The 22,837-nt window shown below is 66.0% G+C and carries 24 protein-coding genes; 10 read left to right on the top strand and 14 right to left on the bottom strand.

The genetic code is table 11. From position 1 onward, the window contains the following. Nucleotides 1-18: 18 nt before the first annotated feature. On the bottom strand, nucleotides 19-984 hold the full coding sequence (locus DK926_RS12220) for an alpha/beta hydrolase family protein (protein ID WP_243636776.1): 966 nt from the start codon (nucleotides 982-984) through the stop codon (nucleotides 19-21). A 205-nt stretch (nucleotides 985-1,189) separates the two neighbouring features. Continuing rightward, nucleotides 1,190-1,657: an SRPBCC family protein gene (locus DK926_RS12215; RefSeq protein WP_114330608.1), complete on the bottom strand. Its 468-nt coding sequence runs from the start codon at nucleotides 1,655-1,657 to the stop codon at nucleotides 1,190-1,192. Nucleotides 1,658-1,738: 81 nt separating this feature from the next. Between DK926_RS12215 and rhtB the strand changes: the two genes are divergently transcribed. Further along, nucleotides 1,739-2,371: a homoserine/homoserine lactone efflux protein gene (rhtB, locus tag DK926_RS12210; RefSeq protein WP_068420760.1), complete on the top strand. Its 633-nt coding sequence runs from the start codon at nucleotides 1,739-1,741 to the stop codon at nucleotides 2,369-2,371. A gap of 13 nt (nucleotides 2,372-2,384) precedes the next feature. Next, nucleotides 2,385-2,765 carry a YchJ family protein gene (locus DK926_RS12205; protein WP_114330607.1) on the top strand — a complete coding sequence of 127 codons (381 nt, stop codon included), beginning with the start codon at nucleotides 2,385-2,387 and terminating at the stop codon, nucleotides 2,763-2,765. A gap of 13 nt (nucleotides 2,766-2,778) precedes the next feature. Here the strand turns inward: DK926_RS12205 and DK926_RS12200 are convergent, their stop codons facing one another. Further along, on the bottom strand, nucleotides 2,779-3,192 hold the full coding sequence (locus DK926_RS12200) for a DUF5997 family protein (protein WP_114330606.1): 414 nt from the start codon (nucleotides 3,190-3,192) through the stop codon (nucleotides 2,779-2,781). A gap of 81 nt (nucleotides 3,193-3,273) precedes the next feature. Here DK926_RS12200 and DK926_RS12195 point away from each other — a divergent pair, with 81 nt between their 5' ends. Next, complete coding sequence (locus tag DK926_RS12195) at nucleotides 3,274-4,263, top strand: LysR family transcriptional regulator (RefSeq protein ID WP_114330677.1); 990 nt, start codon at nucleotides 3,274-3,276, stop codon at nucleotides 4,261-4,263. On the opposite strand, the gene DK926_RS12190 is transcribed toward DK926_RS12195, so the two are convergent. From DK926_RS12190 to nadA, 4 genes are all read right to left on the bottom strand, one after another. After that, nucleotides 4,264-4,635, bottom strand: coding sequence for an RNA-binding S4 domain-containing protein (locus DK926_RS12190; RefSeq protein ID WP_114330605.1), 372 nt, complete (start codon nucleotides 4,633-4,635; stop codon nucleotides 4,264-4,266). A gap of 93 nt (nucleotides 4,636-4,728) precedes the next feature. Next, complete coding sequence (gene nadC, locus DK926_RS12185) at nucleotides 4,729-5,589, bottom strand: carboxylating nicotinate-nucleotide diphosphorylase (protein ID WP_114330676.1); 861 nt, start codon at nucleotides 5,587-5,589, stop codon at nucleotides 4,729-4,731. 11 nt (nucleotides 5,590-5,600) lie between these two features. Beyond that, the gene (locus DK926_RS12180; protein WP_114330604.1) at nucleotides 5,601-7,187 is read right to left on the bottom strand and encodes an L-aspartate oxidase; all 1,587 of its coding nucleotides are present in this window, start codon (nucleotides 7,185-7,187) and stop codon (nucleotides 5,601-5,603) included. Then, on the bottom strand, nucleotides 7,184-8,230 hold the full coding sequence (nadA, locus tag DK926_RS12175) for a quinolinate synthase NadA (RefSeq protein WP_114330603.1): 1,047 nt from the start codon (nucleotides 8,228-8,230) through the stop codon (nucleotides 7,184-7,186). Before nadA ends, DK926_RS12180 begins: the two co-directional genes overlap by 4 nt. A gap of 103 nt (nucleotides 8,231-8,333) precedes the next feature. Here nadA and DK926_RS12170 point away from each other — a divergent pair, with 103 nt between their 5' ends. Further along, entirely contained in the window at nucleotides 8,334-9,035 is a 702-nt protein-coding gene (locus DK926_RS12170; RefSeq protein ID WP_114330602.1) for an NUDIX domain-containing protein, read from the top strand. Here DK926_RS12170 and DK926_RS12165 read toward each other — a convergent pair. The 3 genes from DK926_RS12165 to bioB are packed head-to-tail and all read right to left on the bottom strand — an operon-like array spanning nucleotide 9,026 to nucleotide 10,830. Then, a complete protein-coding gene (locus DK926_RS12165) occupies nucleotides 9,026-9,592 on the bottom strand; it encodes a DUF2567 domain-containing protein (RefSeq protein ID WP_114330601.1) in 567 nt (188 codons plus the stop codon). The two genes, DK926_RS12170 and DK926_RS12165, sit on opposite strands and share 10 nt — an antisense overlap. A 4-nt stretch (nucleotides 9,593-9,596) precedes the next feature. Continuing rightward, complete coding sequence (locus DK926_RS12160; RefSeq protein ID WP_243636768.1) at nucleotides 9,597-9,812, bottom strand: hypothetical protein; 216 nt, start codon at nucleotides 9,810-9,812, stop codon at nucleotides 9,597-9,599. Nucleotides 9,813-9,822: 10 nt separating this feature from the next. Next, nucleotides 9,823-10,830, bottom strand: coding sequence for a biotin synthase BioB (gene bioB, locus DK926_RS12155; protein WP_114330600.1), 1,008 nt, complete (start codon nucleotides 10,828-10,830; stop codon nucleotides 9,823-9,825). Nucleotides 10,831-10,940: 110 nt separating this feature from the next. On the opposite strand from bioB, the gene DK926_RS12150 reads away from it, so the two are divergent. Beyond that, the gene (locus tag DK926_RS12150) at nucleotides 10,941-11,528 is read left to right on the top strand and encodes a TetR/AcrR family transcriptional regulator C-terminal domain-containing protein (protein WP_068420742.1); all 588 of its coding nucleotides are present in this window, start codon (nucleotides 10,941-10,943) and stop codon (nucleotides 11,526-11,528) included. 84 nt (nucleotides 11,529-11,612) lie between these two features. On the opposite strand, the gene secA2 is transcribed toward DK926_RS12150, so the two are convergent. Continuing rightward, nucleotides 11,613-13,925: an accessory Sec system translocase SecA2 gene (gene secA2, locus DK926_RS12145; RefSeq protein WP_114330599.1), complete on the bottom strand. Its 2,313-nt coding sequence runs from the start codon at nucleotides 13,923-13,925 to the stop codon at nucleotides 11,613-11,615. Nucleotides 13,926-14,051: 126 nt separating this feature from the next. On the opposite strand from secA2, the gene msrB reads away from it, so the two are divergent. From msrB to DK926_RS12130, 3 genes are all read left to right on the top strand, one after another. After that, entirely contained in the window at nucleotides 14,052-14,534 is a 483-nt protein-coding gene (gene msrB, locus DK926_RS12140; RefSeq protein WP_114330598.1) for a peptide-methionine (R)-S-oxide reductase MsrB, read from the top strand. Further along, the gene (gene msrA / locus DK926_RS12135) at nucleotides 14,531-15,049 is read left to right on the top strand and encodes a peptide-methionine (S)-S-oxide reductase MsrA (protein WP_114330597.1); all 519 of its coding nucleotides are present in this window, start codon (nucleotides 14,531-14,533) and stop codon (nucleotides 15,047-15,049) included. The genes msrB and msrA overlap by 4 nt, the downstream gene beginning before the upstream one ends. A gap of 80 nt (nucleotides 15,050-15,129) precedes the next feature. Further along, complete coding sequence (locus DK926_RS12130; RefSeq protein WP_114330596.1) at nucleotides 15,130-16,725, top strand: sodium:proton antiporter; 1,596 nt, start codon at nucleotides 15,130-15,132, stop codon at nucleotides 16,723-16,725. Between the two features lie 31 nt (nucleotides 16,726-16,756). Here DK926_RS12130 and DK926_RS12125 read toward each other — a convergent pair whose 3' ends face one another. The 3 genes from DK926_RS12125 to DK926_RS12115 form a co-directional block, all read right to left on the bottom strand. Beyond that, nucleotides 16,757-17,530 carry a 2-phosphosulfolactate phosphatase gene (locus tag DK926_RS12125; protein ID WP_114330595.1) on the bottom strand — a complete coding sequence of 258 codons (774 nt, stop codon included), beginning with the start codon at nucleotides 17,528-17,530 and terminating at the stop codon, nucleotides 16,757-16,759. A 135-nt stretch (nucleotides 17,531-17,665) separates the two neighbouring features. Next, complete coding sequence (locus tag DK926_RS12120; RefSeq protein ID WP_114330594.1) at nucleotides 17,666-18,805, bottom strand: DUF3089 domain-containing protein; 1,140 nt, start codon at nucleotides 18,803-18,805, stop codon at nucleotides 17,666-17,668. A gap of 67 nt (nucleotides 18,806-18,872) precedes the next feature. Then, nucleotides 18,873-20,036: an MFS transporter gene (locus DK926_RS12115; protein WP_114330593.1), complete on the bottom strand. Its 1,164-nt coding sequence runs from the start codon at nucleotides 20,034-20,036 to the stop codon at nucleotides 18,873-18,875. A 138-nt stretch (nucleotides 20,037-20,174) separates the two neighbouring features. Here DK926_RS12115 and DK926_RS12110 point away from each other — a divergent pair, with 138 nt between their 5' ends. Beyond that, on the top strand, nucleotides 20,175-20,639 hold the full coding sequence (locus tag DK926_RS12110) for a MarR family transcriptional regulator (RefSeq protein ID WP_114330592.1): 465 nt from the start codon (nucleotides 20,175-20,177) through the stop codon (nucleotides 20,637-20,639). A gap of 92 nt (nucleotides 20,640-20,731) precedes the next feature. Continuing rightward, nucleotides 20,732-22,837, top strand: coding sequence for an acyltransferase family protein (locus DK926_RS12105; protein WP_114330591.1), 2,106 nt, complete (start codon nucleotides 20,732-20,734; stop codon nucleotides 22,835-22,837).

Here is a 22,837-nt window from a genome sequence, read left to right as displayed (position 1 = left end):
CTAGATCCCGGCGGCCCCTCAGATTCCCATCGAGCGCGCGAGCATCGGCCACGACGCGTGCAGATCGTCCTGCCAGTAACCCCACGAGTGCGTCCCGACGGGACGGAAGTCGACCTGGGCCGGGATGCCGAGGCGGTAGAGCTCCTTGGCCATGTTCGACGTGCAGAAGTTGACGACGGCTTCGATTCCGCCGCCGACGATCAGCTGGTCGGGGAACAACCGGGCCTTGCCCTCGGCGAAGCGCGGGTTCAGTGGGGTGTCGTGCGGGATGCCGGGAAGGCCGGTACCGGTGCTCATGTAGATCTCGGTGCCGCGCAGCTGCTCGGCGTGCAGAATCGGGTCGTTCTCGCGCCACACCGGTCCGTCGAGCGGACCCCACATGTTCTCGACGTTGCCGCCGCCGTACGTCTCCACCACGAGCTTGACGAACTGCTGCGAGAGCGGGTCCGACGTCTGAGCGCAGCCGCTGTACGCCGCGACGCCCCGGTACTGGCCGGGGTAGGCGATCGCCAGGTTCAGCACGGAGGTCCCCGACATCGACAGTGCGGCGATCGACTGAACACCGTTGGTGTCGAACTGCGCGTCGATCAGCGGCGGCAGCTCTTCGCCGATGAAGGTCTGCCACTTGTTGCGGCCGAGAACCGGGTCGTCGGCGATCCAGTCCGTGTAGTACGACCACTTGCCTTCCTGCGGGGTGACGACGAAGGCGTTCTTGTCCTGGAAGAACTGCACACTGTCTGTCTGCGACTGCCAGGACGCCGAGTCCTCGCCGCCGCCTGCGCCGTTGAGCAGATAAAGCACCGGCCGGGACACCGAGCCGTCGGCCGGTGTCATGACCTGGACAGGGATCGTGCGGTCCATCGCGGCGGAGTAGATCTCGAGCTTCAGTTGACGGTCGTCGATGCGCGTCGCGGAGGTGATGTACGACCCGTCGGCGGACGACGCGGCAGCGACCGGAAGGTCTTCGGCAGCAGCGGCGCTCACTCCGGCGACCGAGGGAGTCAGCACACACAGCAGTGCTGCGGTACACGTCGCGATGGCTCGCCTGGTGTTCACATGAATCCCTTCCGCCACATCCTGCAACCGGGTCCACTGATTGGTGCGGCGAACAGTACCACCGAAAAAGGGCGAAACCGACGGGAACAACATTCGAGACGAATCCGTCACCGCCGGACCACCGCACCGACTTTCAGGCGTACTGCCGCGCCAGCTTCTCCAGGGTCGAACTGATTCCCTTGGCGTTCTGCTGCGGCATCTTGAAGATCTCCAGCACCTTCGGCGCCTTCGCGGTGCCGTACTGGAACGACTCGGTCACAGTGGTGACGCCGGGCTGTTTCTCGTCGAACTCCCACCGCCACGTGTGGCCCATGGGGTGTCGCCATTCGACGACCTTCGAGGTGCTCTCGTCGACGAAATCGGTCACCGTGCTCGTGATCTTGTAGGGCACCCCGTACTGCTTCATGCCGACCGAGAACTTCGCACCACGGCTGAGCCGATCGGGGCCGCTCACCGTGTCCTTCACGGTTCCGGATCCATCGAGCTCTCCATGCCGGTGCGGGTTCGCCACCTTCGCGAACAGTTCTTCGGCCGACGCGTTGACGTCCACCTGGCGAGCCACGACGCGGTCGCCTCTGTCGATCGTGCGTATCGAAACCATGTCTCCGCGCGTACCCCACCGCGGAGAACTTCACTCTCGGGCGATTCGACCGGCACGGCACACACGTAGTTCAATAGGGCGATGACCTGGCATGTGTGGCTGGCTTTCCTCGGCGCGAGCGTCGTCATCAGTCTCTCCCCCGGGGCGGGAGCGATCGCGTCGATGTCGACCGGCCTTCGCCACGGACTCCGACGCGGATACTGGAACATCTTCGGCCTGCAGATCGGGCTGCTCCTGCAGATCGCCATAGTCGCCGTCGGTCTCGGCGCGGTTCTCGCCAACTCGGCCCTCGCGTTCACCGTCATCAAATGGTTCGGCGTCGCCTACCTCGTCTACCTCGGCATTCGCCAGTGGCGCGCGGCCCCCACCGAGATCGACGGCGCGACGCCCGTCGCCGATCGTGGTGTCACGATGCTGGTGCGCGGGTTCCTCGTCAACGCGAGCAACCCGAAAGCCGTCGTGTTCATGCTCGCGGTGCTCCCCCAGTTCCTCGACCCGTCGAGTCCCCTGCTGCCGCAGTACCTCGTCATTGCCGCGACGATGGTCGCCGTCGACATGCTGGTGATGACGGGTTACACGTCGCTGGCCTCACGCGTGCTGCGCGTGATGCGGTCGCGTCGTCAGCAGGTCGGAGTCAACCGCACGTTCGCCGGGTTGTTCTTCGTCGCGGCGTCGTTCCTGGCCACGATCCGACGCGCCGCACCCGCGGCCTGATCGGGAGGACGTCGTGAGCACCGTCTGCCCCTGCCTACGCGGCGAGCCGTTCGACGCATGCTGCGGTCCGTACCTGCGCGGGGAGTCGACGCCGCCGACCGCGGAACATCTGATGCGGTCGCGGTACAGCGCCTTCGCCGTCGGCGACGAGGAGTACCTGCGTCGCACCTGGCACCCGACGACGGCGCCGCACGACCTCGCACTCGATCCACAGCAGCGGTGGTACCGCCTGGACATACACGACACCCGGGCAGGCGGCCTGCTCGACGACGAAGGCATCGTGGAGTTCAGCGCCTATTACAAGCACCCCGACGGCAACGGTGTACTGCGCGAACGCAGCCGTTTCGTACGTGTCGACGGGGCGTGGTCGTACCTGGACGGCGTCCTGTCCTGACACCCCGCCCGGACTACCTACGGTTCTTCGCGGGCCGGTTCGTCGCGGCGCGTCGCGCCTCTTCTTTGGCCTTCACTCGCTCGGCTTCGGCACGCACCTCGGCTTGGGTGCGGCGTTCCTTGACCAACCAGTCCGGCTGATCCTCGAGCAGTTCGGCGATCTGCGACGCGGTCAGCGCGTCGGTGATCTCGGCGCGGGCCAGTCCCGCGATCGACACACCCAGCTTGCGGGCGACGACGTCCTTCGGGAACGGGCCATTCGTCTGCAACTCGGTCAGCCATGCGGGCGGATCCTTGCGGAGCGCCTCCAGATCCGACCGGGTCAGCGGTGTGTTCTGGAATTCGTCGGGGGCTGCCTGCAGGTAGATACCGAGCTTGTTCGCCGCGGTCAGGGGCTTCATGTACTGCGGGTTCTTCTCCGGGCTCACCGGTACAGCTTATCGGTAGAAAACTGCCCCGAATGCCACCGACTCCGAGCAGCACCTCGGCCCTCGCCTACTGTGACGACTGTGAACTTCGACGTCCGTGACCTCCGCTGGTACATCGCCGTCGCCGAGGAACTGCACTTCGCGCGGGCGGCGAAGTCGCTGAACATCGCTCGAACTCGGCTCAGCCGCACCGTCATCGATCTCGAGGAAAGCCTGGGTTTTTCGCTGTTCGTCCCCGGGGCGTCGCCGACACAGCTCACCGAACAGGGGGCCGAATTCCTCCTCGAGGCGCGTCGCCTCGTGGCCGAGGACGAAGAGCGCGTCGCCGCCGAGGCCGCGGCGCGAACCGATCCAACCTTCACGATCGGATACACCGAGGGCGTGACGCTGACGAAGTGGACGCGGATCTGGGCCGAGCGCATCCCCGGCGTCGAACTGCGGTTGGTCCCGACGACCGTCGAGACTCAACTCCTCCCGCTCGCCGACGAGTCCGCGGACGTCTGTTTCGTACGGTTGCCCATCGACCGCGACGGCCGGAGCGTCATCACGCTGTACGAGGAACAGCTCGTCGTCGTCGTGCCCAAAGATCACCCGGTGGCGGCGTACGACCGTGTGCCGGTGACGGATCTGGCCGACGAGCACCTCCTGCAGGACGCGGACGAAGTTCCCGAATGGGCCTCCGTCGCAACGGAAATCGCCGACGGTTCCCGCCTGGCCCCGATCGAGGTCGAGTCGAACGCGCAGCTGTTCGAATACGTGGCTGCCGGGCTGGGCATCGCGGTCGTACCGCAGTCCATCGCACGGCTGCACAGTCGACGCGACCTGGTCTACCGGCCGGTCGACGGTGTGGCGTCGTCACCGATCGCCGTTGCGTGGCCGACGGATCGGACGACCGAACTGGTGGAGGAATTCGTCGGCATCGTGCGCGGGAGGTCGGTTCGCAGTTCGCGTGGGTCGACGACACCGGCAGCGCAGACCCGCAAGAAGGCGGCGCCGAAGAAGAAGCCGCAGCCGACTGCCTCCAAGGGACGCAAGGGCTCACCGCCCAGCAAGCGCGGCAAGCGGGGCTAACTAAAACCCCCGCAGCTTGTCGATCTCGCGTCGTTCTCGCTTGGTGGGCCTTCCCGCACCTCGATCGCGTCGCGGAACGGACGCGAGGATCTCCTTGGACGGCGGAGGCGGACTACGGTCGATCAGGCATTGCGGGACGACGGACGCGCCGACGCGTTTCGCGATCGGCCGCGTCACCACGACGATCTTCTCCAGCCCGCCGACGCGGAGACGGATCTCGTCGTCGGGGCCGATACGCAGACCGGGTTTCGCGGGAGTGCCGTTCACGCGAACATGACCCGCCCGGCACGCGCTCGCCGCGTCCGAACGGGTCTTGAACAACCGCACCGCCCATACCCAGCTGTCCAGCCTTACGCTCTGATTTTCGACCATCACTCTCGAATTTAGCCGACGCTCTCGGCATCGACGGTCCGCGGCATCCGATAGCCGGCTGCCGCGGACCAACGATGCGGGAAAGGGGTGAATTTACATGTCCAACCCGAGGTCGAGGACCGTCACCGAATGCGTGAGGCCGCCGACGGCCAGGTAGTCGACGCCGGTCTTCGCGTAGTCGTGCGCGACATCGATCGTCAGGCCTCCCGACGACTCCAGCTTGGTCTGCGGTGCCACCTTGTCGCGGCGCTGCACCGCCATCTGCGTCTGCCACAGCGGAAAATTGTCCAGCAGAACCAGCGCCACATCCTCGGCGAGCACCTCATCGAGCTGTTCGAGACTGTCGACCTCGACCTCGCATTCGAGGTCCGGCGCGAGAGCCCGCACGGCGTTCAATGCTGCGACGACCGATCCCGCCGCGGCGACGTGGTTGTCCTTGATGAGCGCCGCGTCGCCGAGGCCCATGCGATGGTTGACGCCGCCTCCCGCGCGAACCGCGTACTTCTGCAGCGCGCGAAGGCCCGGCAACGTCTTGCGGCTGTCGCGGATCTTCGTGTCGGTGTCGGCCACTTCCGCCACCCACGCTGCGGTTGCAGTCGCGATTCCGGACAGGTGACAGATCAGGTTGAGCATCGTCCGCTCGGCCGTCAGCAAGCCGCGCGTCGGCGCGGTGATGGTCAGAACCGATTGTCCCGGAACGACTGTCGACCCGTCCGAGACTCGGTCCGTCACTTCGTACGCTCCGAGCACCTCGTCGAGAACCACGAGACCGACGTCGATGCCGGCGACGGTGCCCGGCTGGCGAGCGACGACCGAGGCGGTCGCGACGGCGTCGGCGCTCACGGTAGCTGTCGTCGTCACGTCCGGTCCGAATCGCAGATCCTCGTTCAGAGCTACACGTACGAGCGCACGGATCTCCTGCGGATCGAGTCCCTGCTTCGCCAGTTCGGTCACCGTCTGTTCCTTCACTGTCGACCTACTCCCGTCAATTCTTCGACACCGCGTATCTCGATGTCGCCTGCTTCGTCTCGACGAACGCGGCTGCTCCGCGCCGACGACATGTCCGGATAGTCACGCCGCGTATGGCAGCCGCGGCTTTCTTCGCGGGCCGACGCCGCCAGCGCGAGAACCGACGCGGCCGTCGTCAATGCTGCGTCCTCCCACACCTTCTCGTGTATCTCGACGGCACGTGCGCCGCCCAGAGCACGCACGACGGTCTCGAGACCCTCGGGATCCCGTACGACGCCTGCGTTCTCGGTCATGAGTGCCTGCAGAGTCGCCCGAGGCATACTCGCGGTCGACGGCAGCGAGACGTCCCCGATCTCGGCACGCCGTCCGCGGCGTTCCGCTGCGGCGATTCCCGCACGTTCACCGACGACCAACCCCTCCAGCAAGCTGTTCGACGCGAGCCGATTCGCGCCGTGCAGGCCTGTTCGCGCGACCTCGCCGGCCGCGAAAAGGCCTGGAACACTGGTTCGTCCCCACACGTCCGTCGCGACGCCTCCGCACGAGTAGTGCGCAGCGGGCGCGATCGGAATCAGGTCGTCCAGCGGATCGATGCCTGCCGCCAGGCACGACGCGGTGACCGTCGGGAACCGCGTGTGGAAGTGACGGATGGCGCGAGCGTCGAGCAGCACGTGGTCGCTGCCGGTGAGGCGCATCCGCTCGGCGATCGCCCGCGAGACGACGTCACGCGGCGCGAGATCCCCCAGCGGATGACTGTCCGCCATGAAGCGGGTGCCGGTGAGATCGACCAGATGTGCGCCCTCTCCCCGAACCGCCTCGCTCACGAGAGGTCTGCGGCCGGTCGACCCGGGGGCGAACAACACCGTCGGATGGAACTGAACGAATTCCAGGTCCGAGATCTCCGCGCCCGCGTCGAGCGCCAACGCGATACCGTCCGCGGTCGCGTCCGGCGGATTGGTGCTGCACGAGAACAGCTGGCCGAGCCCGCCCGTCGCCAACAGCACGGCAGGGGCCTGCACGACGCCGTACCCGGCTGCCGAGTGCGCCAGCACTCCGACGACGTCGCCGCGATCGACGAGCACGCGGATCACCGAGGTCCCGTGGAGAACCGACGGCATCGAATCGCTCAGTGCACGTTGCACTTCCGCGCCGGTGGCGTCGCCGCCTGCATGGACGATGCGTCGGACGCGGTGGCCGCCCTCTCTCGTGCGGGCGCGGGCGCCGTCGACACCACGATCGAAGACGGCACCGAGCGACTCGAGCATCGACAGCGCCGCGGGTCCCGCCTCGACGATCGATCGAACCGCGTCCTCGTCGCACAGACCGACGCCGGCTTCGCACGTGTCGTGCACATGCGAATCGACGGAGTCGCCCTCGGCAGCCGTGCCAGGAACAGCGATGCCGCCTTGTGCGTACTGCGTCGAGGTGCCCGACGCGTCGCCCTTGGCGAGGGTCACGACGCGCAGTCCACGCCGTGTCGCCGAGATCGCCGCGCTGAGTCCGGCCACGCCACCGCCGACGACCACCAGGTCCGCCGAAGCTTCCCAACCGATCGACGGCTCGGCTCCCCCGACGGACGGTGTCACTCGCCGCCGCCGGGTGTGCCGATCTCGATCATCCGCTGCACCGACTTGCTCGCGACGTGAGCGGTGTCGAGATCCACGTGCACCTCGTCCTTGCCTTCGACGAGGCACCGCAACAGGGCTGCGGGGGTGATCATCTTCATGTAGCTGCACGACGCACGGTCGTTCACCGGTTGGAAGTCGACGTTCGGTGCGGCACGCCGAAGCTGGTGCAGCATGCCGATCTCGGTCGCGACGAGCACTTGCCGCGCACCGGTGTCGCGGGCCGCGTCGAGCATGCCGCCGGTCGAGAGGATCTTGACCTTGTCGGGCGCCACGAAACCCTCGCCCGCGAGATACAGAGCCGACGTCGCGCAGCCGCACTCGGGGTGCACGTACAGTTCGGCGTCGGGCAGGCTGCGGCTCTTGGCGGCGAGCTCGTCACCGTTGATGCCGGCGTGCACGTGGCACTCGCCCGCCCAGATGTGCAGGTTCTCGCGGCCGGTCACGCGCTTGACGTGTGCGCCGAGGAACTGGTCCGGCAGGAACAGGATGTCGAGACTCGGGTCGATCGACTCGACGACCTCGACTGCGTTGCTCGACGTGCAGCAGATGTCGGTGAGGGCTTTGATCTCGGCCGTCGTGTTGACGTACGAGACGACGACCGCGTGTGGGAACTCGTCCTTCCACTCGCGCAGCTGATCGGCGCTGATCGAATCGGCGAGCGAGCATCCGGCGCGCTGATCCGGGATCAATACGGTCTTGGACGGGCTGAGGATCTTCGCGGTTTCGGCCATGAAGTGCACGCCGCAGAACACGATCTCGTTCTCGGGCACCTCGGCGGCGACACGCGACAGTGCGAGAGAGTCACCGACGAAGTCCGCGACGTCCTGGATCGCCGGAAGCTGGTAGTTGTGCGCCAGAAGCGTCGCGCCGCGCAACCTCGCCAACCGCTTGACCTCCGCGGCCCACTCCTCGGTCGGTTCGACTCCCCCGTATCCCGCCGGGCCGTCGACGATCTCGCCCAGGTCGACAGCAGTGTCGAGACGGAATGCAGTGCTCGTCATTTCGGTACTCCTTCACCGATCACCCGGCTGCGCAATGTCGTCGTGGTGACGTCACCTTCGTCCGGATTTCCTCCGTAGGGGTTTTCGACTTACAATCGAAAACATGACTCATCGTAGCACTGTGCACGAAGTGCTCATCGCGGTGTTCCAGGTGCGAACCTTTTCCGCAGGCCACGGCCCCGAACTCGCCGTCCTCCTCTGGCAACGAGCGCAAGAGCCCGACCTGGGATCTTGGTCACTCCCCGGCGGGGTTCTCGGCGACGACGAAGACCTCCCGACGTCGGCGCGTCGGCAGCTCGCCGAAAAGGTGGACGTGCGGACGGTCGCGCATCTCGAGCAGCTGTCGATCTTCTCCGACCCCGACCGCGTCCCCGGCGACCGCCGAATCGCGTCGAACTTTCTCGGCCTCGTCCCCATCTCGTCGGATCCCACACTGCCGCCTGACACGGCGTGGCATCCGGTTGCTCGCCTACCCGAGACGGCGTTCGATCACGGCACGGTCGTGCGGCACGCGCGCGCTCGTCTCGTCGCGAAGCTGTCGTACACCAACATCGCGTTCGCACTCGCTCCCGTCGAGTTCGCGATGTCGACGCTGCGCGAAATCTACGCGGCAGCTCTGGACTATCAGGTCGACGCGACCAATCTGCAGCGCGTGCTGGCGCGACGGAAAGTGCTCGAAGCGACGGGAAAGACTGCGCCGCCGGGCAAGGCCGGTGGCCGCCCGCCTGCGCTCTACCGATTCGCCGACGCGTCGTTGCGCGTCACCGACGAGTTCGCCGCTCTGAGACCGCCCGGTCAGGCGTGATCCTTCTCGAGTGCGACGTCGTCCGGCTCGATCGACTCGTCGACGGGTGTGTACATCAGGTTGTCGTGCGGATTCATCGCGGCGAGCAGCACGACGACGAGCGACGTCACGAGCGGCTGGATCACGAGGGCCAACAGGGATCCGATCCCCGGTGCCACCTCGACGACCGACCCGACGGCCGGATCCTGCGGCCGCGCGTGCAGTAGCCCGGCGACCCATACTCCGACACCGAGCATCGCCAGCGCGCCGAGAACGGCACCCGCCAGCATTGCCAGGAACAGGACCGGACCGCGGGCGGCCTTGCGCGTCCAGAACGCGACGGGGAGCAGCACGCCGCACACGAACGAGATGCAGCCGAACAACGCGAGGGAATCGAATCGGTGCAGGCTTTCTCCCGTCAGGGCTGCACCCTGACCGGGAACGACGACCACGAACTGTTCCGTCGGCGCGAGTATCGACCACAGGAGGCCGGCGAGGGCGCCCACCACCACGGATGCGACGACGGCGACGAGCGACGTCCTGACCGTCGTCCGTGCTCCGACTCCCTCGTTCGACACGCGTCTATCTCCGTTCGAGCGACGTCGAGTCGACGACGCCGTGCCGCGAGCACGTGGACGACCAGCCGTCGGGGACGATCTGCACGACCATGCGGCGGCCGCAGTCGCGACAGAATCGAGCAGGTTCGAGGCCGAGACGGGCCGCGGCGGGCATCGAGTCGATGACGCCGGGTACGACGGGCTGACCGGTGAAGGGGTTGTAGCGAAGCTCGCTGGTCACCGAACCCACTTTAGATGGTCGAATTCAGCGCTTTGATCGGCATCCGCAGGGAATCCAGAAGGTCCAGGTCCTGTTCTGCGGGCCGACCGAGCGTCGTCAGGTAGTTGCCGACGATGACGGCGTTGATGCCACCGAGAATTCCCTGCTGCGCGCCGAGGTCTCCGAGCGTGATCTCGCGGCCGCCTGCGAATCGCAGAATGGTGCGCGGCAGAGCAAGGCGAAACGCTGCGACCGCGCGCAACGCCTCCGATGCCGACAGAACCTCGAGTTCGCCGAACGGTGTGCCGGGGCGTGGGTTGAGGAAGTTCAGCGGCACTTCGTCCGGTTCGAGCGAGGCCAGGTCCGCCGCGAACTCGGCGCGCTGCTCGAGCGACTCCCCCATACCGAGGATTCCGCCGCAGCACACCTCCATGCCCGCGTCGCGCACCATTCGCAGCGTGCCCATCCGCTCTTCCCAGGTATGGGTCGTCACGACGTTCGGGAAATAGGACCGCGAGGTCTCCAGATTGTGGTTGTACCGGTGGACCCCCATCTCGACCAGGCGGTCGACCTGCTCCTGGGTCAGCATGCCGAGCGAGCACGCGATGTCGATCTCGACCTCGTTGCGAATCGCCTCGATGCCCGCGGCGACCTGTGCGAGCAGACGCTCGTCGGGACCGCGAACCGCGGCGACGATACAGAACTCCGTGGCGCCCGTCTTCGCCGTCTGCTTGGCCGCCTCGACGAGGCTCGGAATATCGAGCCGCGCAGCCCGAACCGGAGATTCGAACAGCCCCGACTGCGAACAGAAATGGCAGTCCTCCGGGCATCCGCCGGTCTTCAGACTGACGATGCCCTCGACCTCGATCTCGGGACCGCACCACGCCATGCGCACCTCGTGCGCCAGCGCCAGCAGCTCGTCCAGGCGTTCGTCGGGCAGGTTCAGTACCTCGAGCACCTGCGCCTCGGTCAGGCCGACCCCGTCGCGCAGCACCTGCATCCGCGCGGTTTCGAGAACGTCGGTCGATACCTGAGTCATGGGCTGCTCCTCATCTAGGCGCTCTTGAACACTGTTCAAGTTGAACGCCGTTCAAGCTATGCTGGGCGTCGGTTAATGTCAAAGGCCGACACACGGACAGGAGTCAGGGAGTGCAACTGCGCAGAGCGGACGTTCTCGACGGCGCGATCGCGATCCTCGACGAGTACGGCCTGGGCGACCTGACGATGCGCCGGCTTGCGACGTCGTTGCACGTGCAGCCCGGCGCGCTCTACTGGCACTTCAAGGACAAGCAGACGTTGCTGGGCGCCATCGCCGATCATCTGCTGGCAGGCGTCGACACCCCGGTCGAGGCCGCACAGTGGGACGAGCAACTATTGGAACTCGCCCACCGCCTACGCAACGCATTGCTGTCGCACCGTGACGGCGCCGAGCTCGTCGCCGCGACCTACGCGTCGCGGCTGACGACCAACCGAGTGCGCGAACGCATTGCGGCCGTGTGCATTCGCGCCGGAATGGCCCGCGGCCACGCCGAACTGACGGCGGACACACTGCTGTACTACATCCTCGGGCAGACGGTCGACGAACAGTCGCGCATGCAGATGGATTCGGTCGGCGCACTTGCCGACGACGCGTCGCCCCTCTTCGAAAGTCCGGATCCGACAAGCAAATTCGAGTTCGGACTCGGCTTGTTCGTCGACGGCGTGCGGCATGCACTCGGGGCGGACGAGCGGGTCTAGATATCGCTGGTTCATCGCGCACTTTTCAGCGAATGCGCACGTTGCAACGCGCGCACTCACTGCAACCTGCGCGGTCAGGCGTGACTAGCCGCCGAAGATCACACCGAGGCCGGAACGGTTCGCCGCAGTGCCCGCGAACGGGTTGTCGTGCACCATGTAGGTCCACGTCGACGTCGGACGGTGCAGACCTTCGGTATCGAGATCGATTCCCTCCGAGGTGATCTCGGCGTTCTCGAACGTCGAGACCGCTTGCTCGATCGCCTTCGACGAGACGGTCTTGAATGCGTCGACCGCGATGCGGTGATACTCGTCCAACGGATTCTCGCGACCCAACGCACGGAGGTGAATACTCTCCCGGACGTCGGCGAGGTGCGCGAGGTAATCGGACCACGCACGATCCAAGTGATACAACACGATTCGACGGGCGGCAACGACGAGAACGTCCTCGTCCAGCGTACGACGAAGCTCTGCCGCCCGGTCGGGAGCAGCCGACGCGAGCAGTTCCAGCGCCTCGTCGGTGGTCAGCAACGACGCACGCCTGCTGTCGAGAATTTCTCGGTGCTGCGCGGTCAGTTCGTTGTACTTCCATGTGCGCGAGTGCACGTCGAGCATGGCGCCCTCGGCGATGCGTTGCGCGTGATCGATCTTGTCGGCGACACGTCCCGCAGTGATCAAGCCGGTCTCGTCGTGTTGCTTGGGCTGTTCCTTCGGGCCGAGGTTCGCCGTGACGACGTCGTCCTCCCAGCTCGAGAAGAACACCGATCGGCCGGGATCACCCTGTCTGCCTGCACGTCCGCGGAGCTGATCGTCGAGACGCTCTGTCGTGTGCCGACCCGTTCCCACGACGAGCAGCCCGCCCAGTTCGACGACTGCAGCCTTCACCGATGCGTCCTCGACGCCCTCGGGACCGCCGAGCTTGATGTCCGTGCCGCGTCCGGCGATCTGCGTCGACACCGTGACTGCGCCGCGGACACCCGCCTTCGCGATGACCGTCGCTTCCTCGGCGTCGTTCTTGGCGTTGAGCACGACGGCAGACACGCCCGCGTCGTCGAGAAGCGATGCCAGAGACTCCGATTCGGCGACGTCATGGGTGCCGATCAGAACGGGCTGGCCCGTCGCGTGTGCTTCCTTCACGAATTCGACCACGGCCGCATTCTTGTTGGCGACCGTGTCGTAGACCCGATCCGGTTCGTCGACGCGAACGTTCGGTTGATTCGGCGGAATGACCGACACGCCGAGGCCGTAGAAGGTGCGAAGCTGTTCGCCCGCTGCCAATGCCGTGCCGGTCATGCCGCACACCGTCGCGTATCGGCCGATCAGTGCCTGCACGGTGATGGTGTCCAGAATTTCGCCGGTCTCGGTCTGCGTCAGTCGTTCCTTCGTCTCGACGGCAGCCTGCAAACCGTCCGGCCACCGTTGCAATTCGGCGACGCGGCCGCGGGAGGCGTTGATCAACTGGACGCGTCCGTCGCGCACGATGTAGTGCACGTCGCGCTTGACCAGAACCTGCGCGTGCAGGGCCACGTTCACTGCGACGAGCGTCGTCCCGACGTGGTCCTCGGAGTACAGGTCGATGCCGCCGAGTTCCTTCTCGACGCGCGTCGCACCGACGTCGGTGAGGAACACGTTGCGCCCATCGGCGTCGGTGTCGTAGTCGATTCCCTCGTCCAGCAACCGAATTGCGTCGAACACCTTCTCGGCAGGCACATCGGTCGACACCGAACCGGCAAGCACCAGAGGCACGAGTGCCTCGTCGACGAGAACGGAGTCGGCCTCGTCGATCAGCGCGACGTCGGGCGTCGGCGTCACCAGCTGTGCGACGTCGTCGACGAGATGGTCACGCAAGACGTCGAATCCGATCTCGTTGACCGACGCGTAGGTGACGTCGCACCCGTAGGCGTCGCGTCGATGCTCGGGCGTCGACGATTCGGCGATCCACCCGACGCTGATGCCGAGGATCTCGAACAGCGGGCCCATCCACGTTGCGTCGCGCTGCGCGAGGAAGTCGTTGATCGAGATCACATCGACGTGACGACCGGACAGCACGTACCCGACGGCGGCCACGGCTCCGGCGAGGGTCTTGCCCTCACCGGTGGCCATCTCGACGACGTCGCCCTCCAGCATGCGGACTGCCCCGAGCAACTGGACGTCGAACGGTCGCATGTCGATGGATCGGTCGGCGGCTTCGCGAACGACGGCCAAGTAGCGAGGTACGTCCAACTTGCCCGCATCGGCGACGCGCAGACTCGTGGCCGTGTCGGCGATCTCGGCGTCGGTCAGGTCCGTCGCCCAGGACGCGAGGTCGGACGCTTGATCGACCGTGCTCCGAGAACGCGACTGGTTCTTCTGTGCCGATCGTCCGAGAGCCCGCCACAGTCGATCCGAAACCAATGCCATTCGGTCAGCCTACGCAGCGCGTCGAATCCCGATGCCCCTCCGGCGTCGCGAACTGGGAATATCAGCGCCTGCGCGACGTTTACCTCGATGGGACTTCGATGCCCCACCCAGCAGGAAGGACGGCACATGTCGCGCACCTACGCGAAGGATTCGAGCGCCATCGAACGGCTGACGCCGGAGCAGTACCGCGTCACGCAGCAGAACGGCACCGAGCGAGCCTTCGACAACGAGTACTGGGACAACCACGAGCCCGGCCTGTACGTCGACGTCGTCACCGGTGAGCCACTGTTCTCGTCGGCCGACAAATACGACAGCCACTCGGGCTGGCCGAGTTTCACCCGACCACTCGACGCGCGGAGCGTCGTGGAGAAGCGAGACTACAGCCACCTGATGATGCGTACCGAGGTCCGATCCGCAACAGGCGATTCGCACCTGGGCCACGTGTTCACGGACGGGCCGAAGGACGAGGGCGGACTTCGCTACTGCATGAACTCGGCGGCCCTGCGGTTCGTGCCGGTGGATCGGTTGAAGGCCGAGGGCTACGGTGAATACCGCGCGCAGTTCGAGACAACTGACGATGCACAGCCAGACGAAGGAGCGCAGAAGTGACTGCAACGACCGAAACCGCCATCCTCGCCGGAGGATGCTTCTGGGGAGCCCAGGAATTGATCAGGCACCAGCCCGGGGTCGTGTCGACACGCGTCGGATACTCGGGCGGCGACGTTCCGAACGCCACCTACCGCAACCACGGCACGCACGCCGAAGCGGTCGAGATCGTGTTCGACCCGTCGGTCATCTCGTTCCGTGACCTGCTCGAGTTCTTCTTCCAGATCCACGATCCGTCGACGAAGAACCGTCAGGGCAACGACGTCGGCATGAGCTACCGCTCCGCGATCTTCTACACCAGCGACGAGCAGAGGCAGGTGGCTCTCGACACGATCGCCGACGTCGACGCGTCGGGCCTGTGGCCGGGCAAGGTCGTCACCGAGGTCACCGCTGCGGGCCCGTTCTGGGAGGCCGAGCCGGAACACCAGGACTACCTGCAGAACTACCCCACCGGGTACACGTGCCATTTCGTGCGCCCCGGCTGGAAGCTGCCGCGTCGTGAGGCCGCGTCCAACTGATTCACACCACCGAAGGGCCCCGAGCGCACGCTCGGGGCCCTTCGTCGTATCTGGACTTGTTCTCCTGAAAGGATCCGGGTGTGGACATTTTGATCGTGATGGTCGCAGGCCTGCTCGCGATCGCCGCGGCATCGATGCTCGGCGAGCGAATCGGCGTCGCCGCTCCCCTGCTCCTGGTACTCCTCGGCATCGGAATCAGCTTGATGCCGTTCGTGCCCGACGTGGAGATCGACCCCGAGTGGATTCTCGCGGGGGTGCTTCCGCCGCTTCTCTATTCGGCGTCGGTGTCGATGCCGACGATGGATTTCAGACGCGAGTTCGGTGCGATCGGTGGCTTGTCGGTGCTGCTCGTCGTCGTCAGCGCCATCGTGCTCGGCTCGTTCTTCAGCTGGGTCATCCCGGATCTGAACATCTGGTGGGGTATCGCGCTCGGCGCCATCGTCAGTCCGACCGACGCCGTCGCGACGTCCATAGTCCGCGGCCTACCGGTCTCCAAACGGGTCGTGTCGATACTTGAGGGCGAGGGTCTGTTGAACGACGCCACCGCACTCGTGCTGCTGCGCACCGCGATCGCCGGTGCCGCCGCGTCGGTGTCGCTGCTGGGAGTCATCGGCGACTTCGTGTTCGCCGTCGCCGTTGCAGCCGTCATCGGGCTCGTCGTCGGGCATCTCAATCTGAAGATTCGTTCGAAAGTCACCGATTCGACGGTCAACACCGTCATCTCCTTCACCGTTCCCTTCCTCGCGGCCGTTCCTGCCGAGGAACTGGGCGCGTCCGGGCTCGTCGCAGCCGTCGTCGCCGGTCTCGTCACCGGCCACGGCGCGCCTCGATCGCTGTCCCCGCGACACCGGCTGTCGGACACCCAGAACTGGCGGGCAGTCGAATTGGTGCTGGAAGGCGCCGTGTTCCTGACGATGGGACTCGAACTGTCCACGATCGTCGCCGACGTCAACGACGACCACCGCGGCATCGGAACAGCGGCACTCGTGGCCGCAGGTGCCCTGGTCGTCACCATCCTCGTGCGCGCCGCGTTCGTCGCACCACTGATTCGCCTGCTTCGCCGACGTGCAGCTCGCTTCGAACGCTTGAAGCCCAAGCTGTACGACGCCGCAGGCCGCCTCGACGGACACGGTGAGACCTACCTGTTTCGCGGACGTCGTCAGGCGTCGGAAAGTCAGATTGCTCGCTTTCGCACTCGGATACGCCGCGGACTCGCCGACATCGACTACTTCCTCGCCGCGCCTCTGGATTGGCGCGACGGCACCGTCGTCGTGTGGGCCGGGATGCGTGGTGCCGTCACGTTGGCTGCCGCGCAGACTCTTCCCGAGGACACGCCTGCGCGATCGCTGCTCGTTCTCGTCGCATTCCTCGTCGCCGTCGGTTCACTTCTCCTGCAGGGCGGCACACTGAAACGCGTCGTGGGTTGGGTGACGCCGACGGGCGCCGAGGAGACGGAGGAGGACGACGCGCAACGCGAGGGAATTCGACGCCTGCTGGCCGAAGCGGCAGCACCGTTGGACGGGCAGAGCAGGTGGGAGCAGATCTCAGCGCAGCGGACGGCGCTGTTGGACGCCCGCGACGACGGCTTGTTCGACGCGGAATCGTTGGAGAAGGCGCTCAACGTGTTGGATGCCGAGCAGATCGGATTGGAGCTCAGAAGGCATCCGGAAGGGTGACACGGGGTCGACGGGGTATGCCGCGGAAACGTCAGTTATCGAGTACGCGCCCGTGGTTCACGAACCGGTCTTCGCGCAGGATCGGCACAGAGCGGCTTCGACCCACTTCGGCCGCGATGGCGACATCCGACGGATACCCGTCGAGAACGAGTTCGCGCCCCGACGCACAGCTCTGCAGCTTTGCCTCGACCGTGCCCGTAATCGAGTTCCACGTCGCTACAGCGACTTCGGCCTCAGGTGACACCTCGAGATTCGGCCTGCGGTCGACTAACTCGGCGAGTACTGCACCTGCTCCCCACAGATCTTCGACCGAGGGTCGCAGGGATCCGTCGGGCCAGCGCTCCCCCGCTGCGATGACGGACACGACCGATCCATCGCGGTAGTTCGCAGAGATCCATTCGGCGACCGACGACGCGTTGCGTAGGGAGGCGCCGATACACACGCCGGACGAGGCGGACAACGAATGCGCAATCGACGATCCGTTCGGCGATGGGAGCACCAATCTCGCCAGCCCCTGCGCGGACCGGACCGTGCCTGGCGAAAGGCTTATATCGGATGCCCGCGCTTCGCGTCGACCGACAGCAAGGACGGCGCCACGGTCCGCGGCGAATCGCGCGGCTCCGTCGTCTCGCCAACGGTATGGGAACACCTCGACGCCCCGGTCGACGGCAACAGAGAGTGTCGTGGTGAAAGACAACACATCCACGACGACCGCCACGTCGGCATCGGCCCCGATCGCAGAAGCTCCGGTGGATCCCCAATCGAAGCGGACGGAATACGAGCGCTGTCGATGTGCGGTATGCATCGCCTCAGTGTTGCACGATCAATGCTGTTGCACCGCGGCTGAATTCGGGATGCTGAGACTGATGTCCCACTTGTCCCACGCCCATCCGGATTTCCGGCTCAGACGCGCGCAACAGGGACAACACGCCCACCCTGCCTACCGCTGCGCCAGATATGTCGAGGTCTGCCGTTCGACGAGGTCGGTGAGATCGCCGAGCGCCAGGTTGACGTCCTGAAGATGCAGTCCCCAGCCCGCGGTCGGCAAAGCCCTCAGCTCCGCGGAGTCGCCACCCTCGATACGGAGGACCCGCGCATCCCCGTCGGATTCGCACCGCGCCGTGTAGTTCTGTGCCGGAATCACGAACGGTGCGGGCGCCACGAGAGCGTTCGCGTTCACGACGACCGCGGGGGCACCGGGAACGACCGCGGCAGACCGTAACACCGTCTGTAGTGGAGCTCGTGAATTGTCCTGCAGCGACGCAGGATTGGTGCACATCACCTCGTAGTCCGGACCGTACGGCAGGTCGAGAGCGGAACCGTAGTTGTCGGCGGACGGCGAACGCCCGAACCGGGCGTCGGCCGGCGGCACGTCGTCGAACGCGGAATACGCCACGACGCAGCCGATGTGGTCCGCAGACGTGCACCCCGGCAGATTCTCGAAATCTCCGCCGACATTGCTCCCCCGCTCGACCAGCACGTTGCCGCCGATGAGCAGCGCCGAGACGATCCGGGAACGCGCGTCGTCGTCGTGGTCGATGTGCTGACGAATCAGCGCCCGAAGCATGTAGGTCCCCTGAGAATGGCCGATCAACACGACGCCCCGACCGTCGTTGTACCGCGTCGAGTATTCGTCCCAAGCACGCTCGATGTCCCCGTACGCCTCCGACAGAGCGGCAGCTCGCGCATCGCCCGCCGAGGTCGCGAGCCCCAATAGTGTGCTCTGGCGATAGACCGGTGCGAAGACCCGGCAGTGCGGAGAGAACCGCTCGACCTGCTGCTGCGCGATGAATCGCTCCTCCACACCGACGGACCGGTCCGCGTTGAGGGCGGGGTCGAGCGACACCGTCGGATAGACGTAGAAGCAATCGACGGACGGATCGGACGGGGCGGGGCCGGCCTCGACCGACTTCGACGCGGCGACGTACGTCTCCTGGCTGCCGTCACACGGATTCGGAACCGAACCGGGCTTGCAGAGCCACACCGTCGGCGACTCGTCTGCGGACGCACTGCCGGTCGTCACAGCCGCTATCGCTGCCAGGGTTGCAACCACGATTCCCAACGACCGAACGATCCCCATCGAACCCCTCCCCGAGTCAGGGCGTCACTGTAGCAACCTGGGCGCTGGGCAGCTCCGGTTCGAGCACCTACGCGGCCACCAGCTCCCGATTCCGTTGCAGCGCAGTCGCGACGACCAGAACGCCGACAGCAGCGGCGGTGATCACCGCGCCCGCCCAGATGGGTGACGTGTAACCGAGACCTGCGGTGATCGTGACTCCACCGATCCACGCACCCAGGGCATTGCCCAGGTTGAACGCCGCGATGTTCGCTCCCGACGCCATGGTCGGCGCCTCCGACGCGAACGACATCACCCGCATCTGCAGAGCGGGAACCGTCGCGAAACCGAACGCACCCATCAGGAACAGGGACACGACGGTGGCGATCTGGCTCTCCGCGGTCGACGCGAAGAACACGAGCACGACCGTCAACACGGCGAGGACGACGAGCAGCGTGCCGGTGAGACTGCGGTCGGCTGCCTTGCCGCCCACGTAGTTTCCGACGAACAAACCGACGCCGAACAGCACGAGCAGCCACGGCACCGACGTCGTCGAGAACCCTGCGACATCGGTCAGCGTGAACGCGATGTACGTGAACGCTCCGAACATGCCGCCGTACCCCAGGACCGTCAGCGCGATGGACAGCCAGACCTGGACCTCGCGGAACGCGCGCAGCTCGTGACGCAGATTCGCGTCGGCCTGCGATCCCTGCTGCGCCGGGACGAGAGCGAGAATGCCGACGAGCGCGACGACCCCGATGACCGTGATGGCCCAGAACGTCGACCGCCAGCCGTACGTCTGGCCGAGAAACGTGCCGAAGGGCACGCCCAACACGTTGGCAGCGGTGAGCCCGGCGAACATCATCGCGATGGCGCCCGCCTGCTTGCTCGGTGCAACCATGCCTGCGGCAACGACCGAGCCGATGCCGAAGAACGCACCGTGACACAGCGCCGCGACGACGCGTCCCCCCATCATCACCTCGTACGTCGGCGCGAGGGCCGACAGGAAATTACCTGCGATGAACAGGCCCATGAGTCCGACCAGCACGTTCTTGCGCGGAAACCGGCTGACGAGTGCGGTGACCACGAGCGCTCCGACGACGACGCTCAATGCGTAGCCGGTGATCAGCCAGCCCGCGACGGGCTCGGTGACGCCGAAGTCCGCGGCGACGTCGGGCAGCAGTCCCATGATGACGAACTCGGTGAGCCCGATGCCGAACCCTCCGACGGCGAGAGCAAGTAGCCCTAGTGGCATGAGAAGACCCCTCGATCGATGCGTGAGTAGATATAGAGCGTGTGCATGTAGTTGCACACGCGTCATAAATAGTTGCACGCGCGCGATAAACGCGCAAGCTGCTAAACTCGGACCAGTTCACCGGCACGAGGAGCAGACATGGGAATTGCAGACGACTCGTCGCTCGTTCGCGCACAAGGCTGGCGGACACTCGCCGCCCTTCACGCACACATCGAGAACGAGCTCGAGCGGACCCTGCAGTCCGAGCACTCGTTGTCGGTCGTCGAGTACACGGTGCTCGACGCATTGAGCCGTCAGGACGGATGGCACATGCGCATGCAGCAGCTGGCCCGGGCGTCGGCACTCAGCAGCAGCGCGACCACTCGTCTCGTGAACCGCCTCGAAGATCGCGGGATTCTCACGCGCATTCTCTGCAAGGACGACCGACGCGGCATCTACACCGAACTGACCGAGGAGGGCAGGCAGTTGTTGAACCGAGCTCGCCCCACGCACGACGACGTCCTCGAAAGCGCTCTCGCCTCGGCACACCAGGTCCCCGAACTCGCACCGCTCGTCGACGCCATACACGCACTCCCCACCGCGACGTCAGCTCCCGTTGCTTGATTGTTCACGTAGGGCTACGGACCAGTATCGTGTCCCCGAGCCACTGAACGCCGTACTGGATACACGCCGACTGCCGGAGTTTTCACCCTCATATGCATGCCCATAGCCACCCCGTCGGCGTCACCGATCCTCAGCTGCCCGCGCCTCGGGTCGAGGGGAACGCTGCGGTTCGGGAGGACCTCAACGGACTCCGCGGTGTGGCGATCGCCCTCGTGGTCGTGTTCCACGTCTGGATGGGTCGCGTATCCGGCGGTGTCGACGTCTTCCTCACGCTCACCGGCTTCTTCTTCACGGCATCGCTGATCCGCACCGCTCGGGCGGGCGGAAGCCTGAACCCGTTCACCCGTGTCTCTCGAATCCTCCGCAGGCTCGGGCCACCTCTCGTGTTGGTTCTCGTCGGAGTCGCGGTCGGGGCGGTGACCGTGTTTCCGCGCACCCGCTGGGCGGACATCGGGGACCAGCTCGTGTCGGGCGTCTTCTTCTTCGCGAACTGGGAACTGGCCTGGACGTCGCAGGATTACCTGGCAGCGGATCCGAACGTCAGCCCACTGCAGCACCTGTGGTCCGTGGCCGTGCAGTTCCAGTTCTATCTGCTCGCGATCGTCGTCGTGTTCGGTCTCGCCGCCATCCTGCGACGCTCGCGGGGCTTCCACCGCGCAAGCCCCGATCCCCGCGTCTACCTCGTTCTGTTCTCCGGATTCGCTCTTCTGTCCTTCGTGTACGCGGCGGACGGCGCAACGCGGCTGCAGTCGTGGAATTACTACGACACCGGCGCTCGTCTCTGGGAGATCCTGGCCGGAGCCGCATTGGCTGCGGTGTTCGCCGCCCGCAGCTCGACGTCAGAGGACGAGGAAGGTCTACCGAAGCGGACCGGCCGGACCGTGCTCGCACTGGCAGGTATCAGCGCGATCGTCGCGTGCGGTTTCGTACTCGACGGCGTCCGTGAGTTTCCCGGCCCCTGGGCACTGTTTCCCGTTCTCGCGACACTTGCGTTGATCGTGGCGGGACCGTCGACGCCCGTCGCCCGTGTGCTGCGCAGCCGCGTCGGCCTGTGGCTCGGATCGATCGCGTTCCCGCTCTACCTCTGGCACTGGCCCATCCTCATCTTCTGGCTCGCAGTCACCGGCGAGCCGTCCGCGAGCATTCCCGTCGGCGCCGCGATCATCGCCGTGTCGGTGCTTCTGGCCATGGCCACCGTCCGGCTCGTCGAGAAACCGATGCAGTCGAAGGCCAGGTCCATTCCCCGAATCGCCATCACCGCCACCGCCGCGGTCCTGGCTGCCGTCGTGGTCGTCGGCTCGACCGGCTGGAATTTCTACATCGATCGCACCGTCGCGAAGCTCCAGGCTGCCGACGGCGACGATCTCGCGACGCATCCCGGTGCGCTCGTTCTCACCGACGGCGCCCAGGCCGACGACGCCGACATCGCACCGTCCCTTTTCTCCGCTCCCGAAGACCTGCCGATCACGACGATCGAGGGCTGCATCGCCGACTTCGAGACGAAGGACGCCGTCAGTTGCGAGTACGGCGATACGACGGCGCCGCGCACCATTGCCCTGGCGGGCAGTTCGCACGCCGAGCATTGGATCACCGCGCTCGACGCACTCGGACGCGAACACGGATTCCGCATCGTGACGTACCTGAAGATGGGATGTCCGCTGACCCTCGGAACGATGCCGATGCTGGGCGACACCGAATATCCGGACTGTCTCGACTGGAGCCGGACCGTCGTCGACAGGCTCGGAGAGAGTTCGCCCGATTACGTGTTCACGACATCGACACGCCCCCGCGAGGACGGGCCGGGCGACTACACCCCGGACTGGTATCTGCAGGTGTGGTCCGAGCTGTCGACGCGCGGCATTCCCGTGCTCGCGATGCGCGACAACCCGTGGCTCGAACGCGGCGGCGTCCAGTATCGAGCGATCGACTGCCTCGCCGACGGCGGTTCGGCGACGTCGTGCGGCATGCCCCGCGACAATGCGCTGTCCCCGATCGATCCCGCGCTCGCCGCATCGTTCCGATTCCCGACGGTGTTCCCCCTCGACCTGTCGAACGCGCTGTGCGACGTCGACATCTGTCGTGTGATTGCGGGCAACGTGCTGATCTATCGCGACGAACATCACCTCACTGCGACATACATGCGGACTCTGACCGCGGAACTCGGGCGGAAGATGGCGTCGGCGACGGGTTGGTGGTGA

Source organism: Rhodococcus sp. Eu-32 (genome assembly GCF_003336925.1).
Taxonomy (GTDB): Bacteria; Actinomycetota; Actinomycetes; order Mycobacteriales; family Mycobacteriaceae; genus Rhodococcoides; species Rhodococcoides kyotonensis_B.
Note: the sequence above shows the minus strand (reverse complement) of the source record. Positions and strands in the feature narration are given on the sequence as shown.